Source organism: Bacillus sp. FSL M8-0256, assembly GCF_038005765.1.
GTDB lineage: Bacteria > Bacillota > Bacilli > Bacillales > Bacillaceae > Bacillus > Bacillus safensis.
In genome coordinates this window covers 2,482,741-2,495,352 of the sequence record NZ_JBBOTU010000001.1, presented here as the reverse complement: position 1 = coordinate 2,495,352, position 12,612 = coordinate 2,482,741, and the positions used below count along the sequence as shown (strand labels likewise).

Sequence of the window (12,612 nt, the reverse complement as noted above, 5' to 3'; positions counted from 1 at the left end):
TTTCATTCTAATTGATAGAAGTAGTGATAATAATGGATATAACATCTTCTCACCTGCATAAAAATTTAAATAGAAGGAGAACAAAGTCTCCTTCTATTGGGTCATAAAATTGAATTACCAAGCAATAACAGCTTTACGGCCTTTTTTCTTAATTTCGTTTTTAAGGTACTGGCGAATTGTCTCTTTACCAGCCGCTGCAATGAGAGAAAGACCACCTGATCCTACAGCAGTTAAAATGGAGATAATTGTTGTAACAGCCCCGCCCGCTTCAACCACGTTCAGAACAACTGCTGCAACACTGCCTGGAATACCAAATTCTTTTGCTAGATCAGCAACGGGCAGTATTTGTAGCGAGAAGGAAAAAAGAGCTAGCATAAGGAATCCTACTGCTAAAGCACCAAAAAGAACATGTAGTTTGATTTCGTTTTTTGTTTCTGTCATATCAAATTCCTCCCTTTTTTGTATTTTTATTACTATTATATCTTAAGCTATCTTTTAGTTCATCGCAATCCTTTTTTTTCATTTTTTTCATGAATTAGTTATAGATTAATATAAATAAAGTGAAAAGATAAGTGAGAAAAGAATCGTTTTTGCTAGAATATAACACGTGAAAATGATCGGAAATACCTTTTTTTACAGTTGGGGAAGCGACTCTAATTTGCATATAGGTAAAGAGATATGTGCAGAGGGGCCAATATCCTTTGATCAAAATCTCCTTTCAAGATAAAATTAGAAGTATCCATCATTCTTTTGGAGGCGATTTTCTGAATATTCGATTGTTAACACCAGATGATGCTGAAGAATATGCAGCACTCAGACTAGAAGCACTGCAATTAAATCCAGAGGGTTTTGCGATGAGCTATGAGGAAGAGCGAATCAATATAGAGGATAAATATAAAGTGCGTTTTGCTTCGGCGAAATCTATGTGGACTTTTGGCGCCTTTCATCAAGGACATCTTGTGGGGACAGTCACGCTTATCCAAGAAACCTTGCAGAAATTAAAACACCGAGCGAATCTGACAGCGATGTATGTAACACCTAGTGCCCGCGGAGAAGGAACAGGCCAGGCCTTGATGACAAAAGTTCTTTTCTTTGCGCGAGAACGGCAGGATATCGAGCAAATGTATTTATCAGTGGTGACAACTAATCACTCAGCCAAGCGCCTCTATCGCTCCGCTGGATTTGAGTCGTACGCTGTCGAAGAAAAAGCGCTAAAATGGACTGATACATATGCGGATGAGGAAAAAATGGTTTTATTTTTATCATAGTCTGGAGGAGATAGAAGTGGATCAACAGGCCATGCGTATCATATTAGCAGCAGGACCCAATAGTGAGCTGGAATCTTTTGCACTGCGTGCAGCACTTGAAAACTTCGGCGCGAAAGTCGATATGCATTGGATTGGAAGACCGAATGACCTGATTCATGTGTTATCTGGTAGAAATAGAAGAGAAATAGATTACCTTCTTTTATCGTTTCACGGTGAAGAAGGAGCATTTATCATGCCTGAATTAGGGGAAGATGTTTACGAAGATGAGGAGCCTAGAGATACTGCCTTTGGAGCGGAAGAAATCAAGCGGTATGCCTCATTAGAAGGAGTTCATGTCATCTCTACAGGCTGCACACTAGGAGAGAAAAATCTAGCAGATGCTTTCTTAGAGGCAGGGGCTGCATCTTATTCAGCACCGGACGATTACATCGATGGGAATGCAGCATTTATCTTTGTGCTGACCATGCTGTACGAGCTCATGAACAATACAAAGACAGTCAGAGCGGCATTTGATCGAGCGCGTTCCATTGATGAAGAAACGAAATTATTTCAATTATATATGCAAAAGTAATCAAAGGACTGAGAAATCAAGTCCTTTTTTTATTCCTCTCCAAAAATGTGTCGGAAATGTGACAAATGTGTGATTTGCAAACTAAAATGGGGGCATGCAAAGTCTATCCTACAAACACACGTCATTCAGGCATGGCGGCATCACGAGAGGAGAATCATTGTGTCAATTAAATGGAAAGTCAGTCTCGTCCTATGCGGACTTGCGATGATCATCGGAATCGCTGCGTTTTATCATAATCAGCAGGCAAGCGGGACAGAGAAGAAGAAGGTAGAACCAGATGCGAGCTATAAAGAAGTTGAAATTGTGACCCTCGTGAATGACGGGAGATACTTGAGATATGCTGTGAACTATCCTGTGTTTCATCAAAAAAAGCTAGATCAAGAGATGAAAAGATTTGCAGAAACAGCGCTGGACAAATTCAAAACATCGTTTAGTGAAGCAAGTGATGTCGATGAAGATCATCGATACGAATTAAACATAGATTATGAGATTACTCATTATGCCAAACAAACTGCTGCGATCAAATTCAATACATATGAATGGAAAGGCGGAGTAAAAGGCGCACATGAAACGAAGATATTCAATTTTGATTTCAAGAAACAGCATTTTTTATCAATAGATGATCTATTTTTATCAAAAAAAGAAAGTCTGCAAAAACTGTCTCAAATGACATTTGAGGAGTTGAAAAAAGATCGCTCTCTTGCGGAAAATGAGCATTTGCTTAAACAAGGAACATCTCCTAAGGCAGAGCATTATCAGTATTTTGCCATCAAAGATCGTTTTATTGAATTCTACTTCCCAGCAGGGCAAATTGCACCAGACAAAAAAGGTCCTCAAGTGCTGGCGATTAAGAAAACACTGCTTAAAGGAATGTTAAAGCCAGAATACATCAATAAAGAAAAGAACAAAAACGAGAAAAAAGAACCGATCGCAAAAAGAAAGATCGTAAAACTGCCAAAACAGGGAGGATTCAACCCAAATCAAAAAGCCATTGCCCTTACATTTGATGATGGACCAAATCCATCAACGACATCAAAAATCTTAACAGCTTTAAAAGAAAACAAAGGACATGCAACATTTTTTGTGTTAGGAAGCAGGGTTCAATATTATCCCGATATGCTAGGTGAAATCAGAAAAGGTGGAAATGAAATCGGAAATCATTCCTATAACCACCCTTTACTCACAAGACTGCCATTAAAACAAGCCATCAAACAAGTAGAAGATACGCAGCAAATCATTGAAAAAGCAGGCGGGTTCACACCGACTCACTTTAGACCGCCATATGGTGGAACAAACGGACAGATCAACTCGGCTGTCAACATGAAAGTCACGCTTTGGGACGTTGATCCTGAAGACTGGAAATATCGAAACAGCCAATACGTCGTCAACTACATTCTCACACATGCGTCTAGCGGAGAAACCGTCTTAATGCACGACATCTATGACACCTCTGCCAACGCGGCTGTCACGATCATCAAGGAATTGACCAAACAAGGATATCAATTACTAACAGTCTCGGAGCTTGAGCAGTGGAAGGAAGCACGGGCGAAAAAGGTGAATTGAATACGTAAAAAAGATGCGAGTCTTAATGGATTCGCATCTTTTTTAAAGCCAATTATGAGAATGAAGGGAAAATATGTTAAAGTGATTGTAGAAGGGGAGGGCTTCGAATGGTGTTGATGAGGTTGATCAGCATATATATGCTGACAGCGTTTAGTTTGGGATTTGTTATAAACTATGTACCTGGTTTGATGCTGCCCATCTATATTCTTGCAATGATTGGGCTCATTTTATGTCTTGCTCATATTGCGCTTCATTATATTCGGCGAATCAGAAATATGTTATTTGATGAGTAAGGGGAAGATTTCTCCTATGGCAAAAACCTCCTGCTAGATGCGAGAGGTTTTATTTTTTCGGTTTTTACTGTTCTAACAGTTGGATGATTTTCTCGTTGGACGCTTTGGTTTGTCTCAAAAGAGAAACGATATTTCCTGTAAATCCCACGAGCACAACCAGTATAATAAGAATGATAAAATGAACAGTTCGTGTCATATATCGGGCAATTGATGTGAATGGAGAATGTTGAGGGGGATTTATTTGAAACGAGTAGACGTAGTTTCAGCTATTATTTATGACGAGGAAGAAAATCTTTTAACGGTCAAGAATGTAAAGGGATATTGGGAACTTCCAGGCGGTGCTGTGGAAAAAGGTGAACACCTGCAGCAGGCTGTCATCCGCGAAGTGAAAGAAGAGACAGGGTATGTTGTCAAAGTAAATGAACTTCATTCGGTTCGAGAAGCGTTCTTTCAAGATAAAAAACATCATGCGCTGATCATTACGTTCTTTGCGGAAATGATCGGGGGAGAGATGAACATTCTAGATCCGGATCAGGATATTGAAGAAGTAAAATGGGTCAGCACTCAAACCTTTCAAAAGCTAAACCCAAAGCTATATCACATGCTAAAATTAAACCAACAAACACAAGCCTTTTATGATTTTGAGGGAGATAGAACAATTGGTTAAATCCAAATTGATATAGGCATGAAGGAGCGATATTGATGTTTTTATACTACGGGCCTACAGGAGCTCCAGTAGAAAATCCGGGGGAAGAATTCATGAAAAGGATCTTCTTTCAGGAGGGTGAAGAGTATTGGAAACAAGGAAACGGAGAATCTTCCATTGAGATAGGGGAAGATTGTGAAAGTGAAAGTCTAGTTTTCTTTTATACTGAACCGTATGGATTCTTTATCATCAGATATCCAGATCTTTTAGTCCCTTTTCAAAAGGTAGAAAAGATTGAAACGATCGAGCATTTCATAGCAGGATCACCATTGTATGTGCCATCGTGCAGCTATGTCGACCGCAATCAGGCGTATGAAATCGTTCAACATTTTGTGACGACAAAAAAGGTATCTGATCTTGTTGAATGGGTCGAGTTGAGGAATATTCATTTTCAGCATGATGTGAAAAGGTAGGGGAGTAAGGTGAAAGTGTGTACAGAAGAAAGGATACATAGTTTAGATGAGAGTATGCATTTACATGTAGGATATTATGAACATGGCTGTGATTATGAAGGCGTGTTTTTTAAGAGTTTAGAAACAGGAAGATGGTTATTGTTTTTTGATCAAAAAAGTTACGGGTTGAATCTCTTAAAGAGTTATGAGGAATACAATCATTTAGGCTTATTCATTGGGGAATATTCAATTGAAGATGCTCAAATCGAAGAGAAAGGTCAGCAATTATTTGAGCATTTTTTAAAAGAAAACAACATAGTGGGATAAATGAATGGATCTTTAACAGACCTTACTTTTCATAAGAATGTACTGATTTTAACTTTCTACCGATAAAATTAGCAGATACAGGTGTTAATTGTTTTTCTCTTGCCCAAACAGAAAGTTGACCGATATGGTGAATTTCGTGGGCAATTATATGATGTAATATTTCATTTTTAGTGTATTCATCTTCATCCCAAGGAACTATTACCATTCGATCTTGTTTTTCATCTAAATGAGATTTTAAAAATTCAACTATTTCATGTCGTAAAGTCATTGAGAGTGTTTTTACTTTCGCCAGAGTCTTGTAATCATCAAAATCTAATACCATGTCTTCTTTACCCTGAATACCACGAATCCAACTATATTCAACATCAATAATGTGAAAAAGAGTGTATAAAATACTCCCTGCTCCACCTATGCGGTCTTGTAACAACTCTTCTGTCGTTAGTTGATTACACCAGTTAACCCATTCGTCTCTAACCTGCCAGTTGTACTCAAAAAACTTAATCATTATGATCACTCCAAAGTTAAATTGTTTGTTTACTGTTATCTTCATGAAAATAGACGAAGCACGGTCAAGGGATTAATTCTAATAAAATGGTTCCTAATAGGATAGATACAATAGAGATCAATTTTAATTTGCTTTTGGATTCTTTGAACAAGATGATTCCTAATGTTGTTGTTAAGACGATTGTTAACCCAGACCATATGGCAAATACAATTGCAACTTCGAAGTAGCTTGTTGCTAAAGAGACAAAATATATACAAGTAATAAACAATATGAATGCCAATACAGTTGGAACCTTGATTTTAAATCCTTTTGACAGCTTTACGCATATCTGACCGGAAACACCAAATATAATACTGAATAAAAGAAAGAGATATCCCATATTTAACTCTCCTTACACATGTTTCTACTGTTTTCAAACCGTAAGTTTATTGAAATGGACCCGATTATAATAAGACTAATTCCTATTAGCTTTAATGTTGAGATTGCTTCATTGAAAAAAATGATTCCAATGATGGTGACTAAAACAGTACCGGTCCCTGCAAAAACAGCATTAACAGTTCCAACTTCTCGATGAGCTGTTAATGATATATATATCGCTATAGAAGAACAATAAAATAGAATGGCTAGGATTGTCGGTACAAAGTTAGTAAAACCATCTGAGTCATTTAAACAAAAAACACCAATCACTTCTAATAGTATGGATAACAATAGTAAAATATAATAAGTCATAATATTACTCCTTCGTAAGGATGTGTCTATAATTGAATTTAAAATCTATTGAATACTTTATTGCTGTTGCGGAATATGGTTCACTTACTCAGGCTGCTAATCATCTCTATGTAACCCAACCAGCTCTAAGTAAACAAATAAAGTTATTTGAATTAGAGATTGGTCATAAGTTGTTTATTCGGTCATCAAACGGTATGATCCTTACGGAAAAAGGAAAAAACTTATTGGTAGATATCCAGCCACTTTTGTATGCTTTAAAACGTAAAATGAGTGAGCACATCAAAACAAATATGATCCGTTTTGGTGTTTCGCCTTTTTTGGCAACGTATTATCTTCCTGAATTAGAAGGACCGAATATAAAGATAGAGCTTACTGTAACAAGGGAGGAATGTTTTGATTTTATTCAAATGCTGGAATTAGGTGAAATTGACTCAGCTATCGTTCAAGATTGCTCTGACCATCGAAATCTGTTTTCAAGGTTTCTTTATGAAGAAGAATTTCAGTTAGTTGCACCAAAAGGGCATCCCTTAACAGAAAAAGAAACAGTTGAATTAAGAGAGTGTTTGCAATACCCACAAGTCTTACCGCCAAAGGAAAGCCGTCTATACAACAATATTCTTTCTAAATTAAAAGAGTCAGGCAGTCTTAATGATAAAGTCATTTCTGTCCCATATCAGGCAATCATCGATTATGTTATGAAAGGTTACGGCATCACTTATTTACCGTCTCTTCTTGTCCAGCATTACTCCTACCGCAATTTGGAGTTTGTTAATATTAAGAATAAAGAATTGATGAGAAAATTATATCTTTATGCGAATAGCAGGCATAATCTTGAACTTGTGTACCATCATTTAGAAAAACCATCTTCATAAAATTATAAACACAAGAATCTTATAAAAAAAATAATGATTTTTCATAAGGATATAACTATAAGTTATACCGTGGTTAAAAATAGGTTTTGGAAATGAAAAAGTAGTGACTTTGAGGAAAGTAAAAATGCTCATTCATCGTTTTATAAAAGTTTAATGGGCAGCCAAGCAATGAAAAGAAGCCGGAATTTTAGACCGGCTTCTACGCATTACTTCCCCTTCTCCCGTTTCCGTTTTTCCTTCTCCGCCCGGTAAAACTCATGAAACATTTTCATCAACGCTCGCTTCTCAATACGTGACACATAGCTCCGCGATATCCCGAGCTCTTTGGCTATTTCCCGCTGCGTTTTTTCTTTCTTTAAATCAAGTCCGAACCGGCCGACGATCACTTCTTTTTCTCGGCCGTCGAGAATGTCGATATACTCCTTTACTTTTTCAAGCTCCATGTTGAGCTGAATGGTATCAATTACATCTTCATTTTCAGATTTTAAGACATCAATTAATGAAATTTCGTTGCCTTCTTTATCCTGACCGATGGGGTCATGCAAGGAGACGTCTTTTTTCGTTTTTTTGAGCGCGCGTAAGTGCATGAGAATTTCATTTTCAATACACCGCGCCGCATACGTTGCCAGCTTTGTTCCTTTTCCAGAGGAATAGCTTTCGATGGCTTTAATGAGTCCGATCGTCCCGATGGAGATGAGGTCTTCAGCGTCTTCCCCGGTATTTTCAAATTTCTTTACGATATGGGCGACGAGCCGAAGGTTATGTTCAATCAGCATGTTTCTTGCGTGTTCATCGCCCTGTGCCATGAGGGCTAAGTATTTTTTTTCATCATCTCCCGAAAGGGGCTGTGGAAAGGCATTGTTTTTGACATAGGACACTAAAAACACCAATTCTTTGACCATCAATCCCATCGCTGTAAATACTCCTGCCACGATTTTCACCTCCACCATGTTTAGGCCGCTGCCTATATCCTCAAATGTATGTGAAGGAGGGATTGTCTGTGTCTGTACGATGAAAAAATCATCTTTTTCAAAAAAATCGTGCTTCAGTTCGTCTCTTTTTTATGTTTGCGGTTTCTTTGCGGTGCTTGGCGGTCAAGAAGCGTGCTAAAATATGTAATATTAGACCGAAAAGGAAGGGGTAATTTCGGAACATGGGGAAGGTTCTATCTTCACATGTAGGTATGAAAATTAATGAATGGTATCGAATGATACGGCAGTTCAGTGTTCCAGATGCGGAAATCTTGAAAGCGGAAGTTGAAGCGGAAATTGAACAGATGGAAGAGGACCAGCATTTACTGATTTATTATCAGCTCATGTGTTTTCGGCACCAAATCATGCTTGACTATATACACCCTTCAAAATATCAACCTTTCTCAGTATCTAATCTAGTCGATAAAATCGAAAACTCCAATCATGAGTTATCTGATATGCTGCATTATTACCATGCATTTTTTCGTGGCATGCATGAATTTAGTCAAAAAGAATATTTAGAAGCCGTCAAATATTATCGAGTCGCAGAAAAGCAGCTGTCCATGGTTTTTGATGATATTGAGCAGGCAGAGTTTCATTTTAAAGTGGCAGAAGCCTACTATATAATGAAACAAACACATGTCTCCATGCACCATATTTTAAAGGCGCTGGAAATATACGATCAGCATGATGCGTATACGATTCGCATCATTCAATGTCTCTTTGTCATCTCAGGAAATTATCAAGATTTAAAACGAAAAGATCGGGCGCTGCCTCATTTAAAAAAGGCAAAACAGCTCGCATCTCAAATTGATCACCCGCGCATATACAGTTCAGCGCTCTATAATTTAGGGAAATGTTATGGCGAGCTTGGCTATAGAGAAGAAGCGGAACGATATTTAACGGAATCCGCTGATCTTGCCCGCAAAGAGCTGCTCCCAACGCTTCCGCATACGCTCTATACGCTGGCGAAGCTGCTTTTTAGACAGAATGAACAGGCGGATGCCCTGCGCATATTAGAAGATGGGAAATTGGCTGCAAAGAAGCATGAAGACCAGCTGTTCTGTCATATGTTTGAGTATCTGGATGCTTTATATGTTCAGGAAATCAATGAAGACCAACTGCAAAAAACCATTGATTATTTGGAAAAACTTAGCCTATACTCTTATATAGAGGATATCTCACTAGAAATTGCGACAGCCTTAGAAGCCTCTCAACAATACAAAAAGTCCAACCAATATTATCAGAAATTATTATGGGCTCAAAATCAAATCCAAGAAGGAGAGTGTCTGTATGAATTCTAAGCAACGTTCGACAGTTGAAGAGAGAAACCAAACGTGAAACAAAGAGCGGGCCGATATGGCCGGCTTTTTTTATTTGAAAAAGAAGCAGATATCACCATGAAGCTTGCATGAATTGATGCGAAAGCGGGCAATTTATCGGTAATGATGTTCGGTGGAGGAGGCGGTCGAATGAGAGGGCTGCATATCTTGATGTGTATATGGCTGCTATGTGCTTTTGTTCCTAATGAAGTAGAGGCACATACATTAAAACGAGTCGATCTTGAAAAAACGGGACGTGCCTTTTGGGACATGAGAGCGGAACGGAAAAAGATTGCGATCACCTTTGATGATGGACCTCATCCAGTGTATACAAATCAAATATTAGATGTGCTGAAGGAGCATCAAGTGAATGCAAGCTTTTTTGTGATAGGGAGCAGAATCCATGCTTATCCAATGATCGCAGAACGGATTGTGGACGAAGGGAATGAACTCGGCAATCATACGATGAATCATACGTATTTTGACCTTTTGTCGTCAAAGGAGATCAAGCGGGAATTAAAAGAATCAGCGGCTCATATCGCTTCACTCCAGCCTGGCGGTCCCTTATTATTTCGCCCTCCTGGTGGACGCTTAACAATGAAATCATTCCGCATTCTGTCAAAGCAAGGGTACGATGTGGTCATGTGGTCCTTTACGCAAGATCCGAAGGACTGGTCAAGACCAGGCGCACGTAAAATTGCAAGCCGAATTATTGATCATATTCAAGGCGGCGATATTATCCTTTTACATGATGGCGGGGGAAATCGCAAGCAAACGGTAGAAGCATTGAAACAAGTGATTCCTGAGTTGAAGAAGAGGGGCTATGAATTTGTAAAAGTAAGTGAACTGCTGCACCACGACAAAGCATATATGCCTGTTCAGATGCAATAGGCAGCATTCGTCAAAAACATTCATTCATTGAAACCAAAAGTCTTGTCGTTTACTATATGAAGAGGGCTTTTGGAGGTGAATGTTGTGAAGAAATATGTTTTCCTTTTCATCCTATTATGTGTTGCTGCTGGGTGCTCTAAGCCAGTACAAGAAAGCGTCATTGCATTTGGTGACAGCAATACAAGAGGATCAAACTGGGACTTTCGAGATTATCCAACATCTGAAAAATGGGTGAATCTCATGAAAAACGTCGAGCGCGGCCAAATTCAAGTGAAGAATGCAGGCATTGGCGGGCAGACGACTGAAGACGCGAAACTGCGCTTTGAGCAGGATATTTTAAAACAGAAACCAACTTACGTCCTCATCATGTTCGGTACGAATGATGCGGCGATTTTAGACGGGAAACATCCCCGAGTGACGAAAAAACGGTTTAAAGAAAATTTAACCTACTTCATTTCTGAAAGTAGAAAAGAAGGCATTACCCCGATTCTCATGACCTGTGTGCCTGTTGTAGAAGGCGGGAAAAAGGGCTTGTATTATTACTCCAGATATAAGTCATCTTATTTTGCCGGGAGAGGCGGGGCAAGAGCTTGGCAAAACTCTTATAATGACATCACAAGAGAAGTAGCGAAGGATGAGCAGGTACCGCTTGTCGACAACTGGAAAGCTTTTATCCGAGAAGCTGGAGAAGATAGTGATCATGCCCTGATTCAGTCAGGCTTGATCGACCCTTCTGGCAATCATATGACACCAAAAGGGGCGAGAATTATTTATAACGAAATCAAAGAGCGTGATGTCATCAAACATTTTTAAATGATGGCCATCTGCCTAAACAAGACCATCCATCCAGCATAGTCTAACAGTATATCTTCCTAGAAGGAGGTAACTGATATGTGGGGATGTCCTTATCCTTACCCTGCGTGTTCGCCTTATCCAGCACAAGGAGCAGGAATCGGTTACGCTTTTCTTGTTGTGTTCCTTGTGGTCATTTTAGTCGTAGGCGGAGGGTTATGGTTTTGGAATGAACAGCCTTGCAATTAAGACACCTCTTCTTTCATCAGAAGGGGTGTTTTTTACGGAAAATAGTAGTAAGCCGATAGCGCAAGTGATATAATATCAGTCACCTGAGTTTAAAAAAGGAGAGTGCTCGGGAGGCATGGTTCCTGTGATATGGAATTAAGAGGAAACAGAGAGCATATGCCCGAGCGAACGTCTTTTCATTTCTGTCTCAATTAATTCAATGAAGTCGCGATTTAAGTTCATTTCATTTGCTTTATAATACGATTCTATAAGTAAATCATCTGACAGCTTTTTCATACTAGAAACCCATATGATGGGAAAAACACCTCCCCTGAAAAAGTTGGCATAAAATTTGAGGAAAAGACATATCATCATAGGTTGATCGACTGTCTTTGAAGTACCTTTAATCTACCATGAATGGGAAACAAGAACAATCGTTCTGTTATCCACATGGTTAAGTGGATAACTTGTGGGTAGAGTGTTTATAATTGAATGAAAGCATGATGAAATATAGGTGGATAATGTGTGTAAAATTATCCACACCTGTTGAAGGTCCTCATCATATGTCGAAAACTTTTTCATTGTATTCGATAGACAGACAAATTGTGATTTGATTCGACACAATCGCTGAAAACCAATGGAAGAAAGGGTGCAAATTGTGCTAAAGAAGTATTTCTTACCGGATGAATTTGTGAAAAGTATTTTCCACATTTCGCCGCAAAAATTAAAAGAACGAAATGTAAAAGGAATTATTACCGATCTAGATAACACACTAGTAGAATGGGACCGTCCAAGTGCGACACCGCGCTTAATTGAATGGTTTCAAGAAATGAAAGATCACGGGATACAAGTGACGATTGTATCAAACAATAATGAAAAAAGGGTCAAGCTTTTTTCTGAACCGGTTCATATCCCGTTTATTTATAAAGCGAGAAAGCCTATGGGAAGAGCCTTTAATAAGGCAGTCGCTGATATGCAGTTGAAAAAAGAAGATGTGGTTGTCATTGGGGATCAGCTCATGACAGATGTTCTTGGCGGGAATCGTCATGGCTTCCATACGATTTTGGTCGTTCCTGTTGCTGCCTCGGACGGATTTTTCACAAAGTTTAACAGGCAGATTGAACGCAGAATTTTAGGAGCCTTAAAGCGTAAGGGCCACATTCAGTGGGAGGAAGAGTAATA

The 12,612-nt window shown here is 38.8% G+C and carries 19 protein-coding genes; 13 read left to right on the top strand and 6 right to left on the bottom strand.

The features are described 5' to 3' along the window. Positions 1 to 114 precede the first annotated feature (114 nt). A complete protein-coding gene (locus NSQ76_RS12830; RefSeq protein ID WP_024427926.1) occupies positions 115 to 441 on the bottom strand; it encodes an uberolysin/carnocyclin family circular bacteriocin in 327 nt (108 codons plus the stop codon). A gap of 260 nt (positions 442 to 701) precedes the next feature. On the opposite strand from NSQ76_RS12830, the gene NSQ76_RS12825 reads away from it, so the two are divergent. From NSQ76_RS12825 to NSQ76_RS12795, 7 genes are all read left to right on the top strand, one after another. Further along, positions 702 to 1,268, top strand: coding sequence for a GNAT family N-acetyltransferase (locus tag NSQ76_RS12825; protein WP_235566784.1), 567 nt, complete (start codon positions 702 to 704; stop codon positions 1,266 to 1,268). Between the two features lie 16 nt (positions 1,269 to 1,284). Next, a complete protein-coding gene (locus NSQ76_RS12820) occupies positions 1,285 to 1,839 on the top strand; it encodes a delta-aminolevulinic acid dehydratase (RefSeq protein ID WP_268478938.1) in 555 nt (184 codons plus the stop codon). Positions 1,840 to 1,998: 159 nt separating this feature from the next. Next, positions 1,999 to 3,402, top strand: coding sequence for a polysaccharide deacetylase family protein (locus NSQ76_RS12815; RefSeq protein ID WP_341054140.1), 1,404 nt, complete (start codon positions 1,999 to 2,001; stop codon positions 3,400 to 3,402). A gap of 107 nt (positions 3,403 to 3,509) precedes the next feature. Beyond that, on the top strand, positions 3,510 to 3,695 hold the full coding sequence (locus NSQ76_RS12810) for a hypothetical protein (RefSeq protein WP_025092862.1): 186 nt from the start codon (positions 3,510 to 3,512) through the stop codon (positions 3,693 to 3,695). Positions 3,696 to 3,936: 241 nt separating this feature from the next. Next, positions 3,937 to 4,362: an NUDIX hydrolase gene (locus NSQ76_RS12805; RefSeq protein WP_041086300.1), complete on the top strand. Its 426-nt coding sequence runs from the start codon at positions 3,937 to 3,939 to the stop codon at positions 4,360 to 4,362. Positions 4,363 to 4,397: 35 nt separating this feature from the next. Next, positions 4,398 to 4,814, top strand: a complete 417-nt coding sequence (locus NSQ76_RS12800; protein WP_341054137.1) for a hypothetical protein — start codon at positions 4,398 to 4,400, stop codon at positions 4,812 to 4,814. Between the two features lie 9 nt (positions 4,815 to 4,823). Then, complete coding sequence (locus tag NSQ76_RS12795) at positions 4,824 to 5,120, top strand: DUF3986 family protein (protein ID WP_268422162.1); 297 nt, start codon at positions 4,824 to 4,826, stop codon at positions 5,118 to 5,120. 22 nt (positions 5,121 to 5,142) lie between these two features. On the opposite strand, the gene NSQ76_RS12790 is transcribed toward NSQ76_RS12795, so the two are convergent. From NSQ76_RS12790 to NSQ76_RS12780, 3 genes are all read right to left on the bottom strand, one after another. Further along, entirely contained in the window at positions 5,143 to 5,625 is a 483-nt protein-coding gene (locus NSQ76_RS12790) for a DinB family protein (protein ID WP_341054130.1), read from the bottom strand. Positions 5,626 to 5,689: 64 nt separating this feature from the next. Beyond that, positions 5,690 to 6,004 carry a DMT family transporter gene (locus NSQ76_RS12785; RefSeq protein WP_341054128.1) on the bottom strand — a complete coding sequence of 105 codons (315 nt, stop codon included), beginning with the start codon at positions 6,002 to 6,004 and terminating at the stop codon, positions 5,690 to 5,692. 2 nt (positions 6,005 to 6,006) lie between these two features. Then, complete coding sequence (locus NSQ76_RS12780) at positions 6,007 to 6,354, bottom strand: DMT family transporter (protein ID WP_341054125.1); 348 nt, start codon at positions 6,352 to 6,354, stop codon at positions 6,007 to 6,009. 32 nt (positions 6,355 to 6,386) lie between these two features. On the opposite strand from NSQ76_RS12780, the gene NSQ76_RS12775 reads away from it, so the two are divergent. Beyond that, positions 6,387 to 7,226: a LysR family transcriptional regulator gene (locus tag NSQ76_RS12775; RefSeq protein ID WP_341054122.1), complete on the top strand. Its 840-nt coding sequence runs from the start codon at positions 6,387 to 6,389 to the stop codon at positions 7,224 to 7,226. Between the two features lie 206 nt (positions 7,227 to 7,432). Here NSQ76_RS12775 and sigK read toward each other — a convergent pair whose 3' ends face one another. Then, the gene (gene sigK, locus NSQ76_RS12770) at positions 7,433 to 8,161 is read right to left on the bottom strand and encodes an RNA polymerase sporulation sigma factor SigK (RefSeq protein WP_034738387.1); all 729 of its coding nucleotides are present in this window, start codon (positions 8,159 to 8,161) and stop codon (positions 7,433 to 7,435) included. A gap of 218 nt (positions 8,162 to 8,379) precedes the next feature. Here sigK and NSQ76_RS12765 point away from each other — a divergent pair, with 218 nt between their 5' ends. From NSQ76_RS12765 to NSQ76_RS12750, 4 genes are all read left to right on the top strand, one after another. After that, entirely contained in the window at positions 8,380 to 9,501 is a 1,122-nt protein-coding gene (locus NSQ76_RS12765; RefSeq protein WP_024427938.1) for a response regulator aspartate phosphatase, read from the top strand. 168 nt (positions 9,502 to 9,669) lie between these two features. Beyond that, positions 9,670 to 10,410 (top strand): polysaccharide deacetylase family protein, encoded by a 741-nt coding sequence (locus tag NSQ76_RS12760; RefSeq protein WP_025092934.1) that lies wholly within the window; start codon positions 9,670 to 9,672, stop codon positions 10,408 to 10,410. A gap of 84 nt (positions 10,411 to 10,494) precedes the next feature. Continuing rightward, positions 10,495 to 11,223: an SGNH/GDSL hydrolase family protein gene (locus NSQ76_RS12755; RefSeq protein WP_024423053.1), complete on the top strand. Its 729-nt coding sequence runs from the start codon at positions 10,495 to 10,497 to the stop codon at positions 11,221 to 11,223. 78 nt (positions 11,224 to 11,301) lie between these two features. Beyond that, positions 11,302 to 11,451: a hypothetical protein gene (locus NSQ76_RS12750; protein ID WP_162842499.1), complete on the top strand. Its 150-nt coding sequence runs from the start codon at positions 11,302 to 11,304 to the stop codon at positions 11,449 to 11,451. A 135-nt stretch (positions 11,452 to 11,586) separates the two neighbouring features. Here NSQ76_RS12750 and NSQ76_RS12745 read toward each other — a convergent pair whose 3' ends face one another. Beyond that, a complete protein-coding gene (locus NSQ76_RS12745) occupies positions 11,587 to 11,727 on the bottom strand; it encodes a sporulation histidine kinase inhibitor Sda (RefSeq protein WP_003217327.1) in 141 nt (46 codons plus the stop codon). A gap of 361 nt (positions 11,728 to 12,088) precedes the next feature. On the opposite strand from NSQ76_RS12745, the gene NSQ76_RS12740 reads away from it, so the two are divergent. After that, positions 12,089 to 12,610 (top strand): YqeG family HAD IIIA-type phosphatase, encoded by a 522-nt coding sequence (locus NSQ76_RS12740; RefSeq protein WP_008356191.1) that lies wholly within the window; start codon positions 12,089 to 12,091, stop codon positions 12,608 to 12,610. The last annotated feature ends 2 nt before the right edge of the window (positions 12,611 to 12,612 follow it).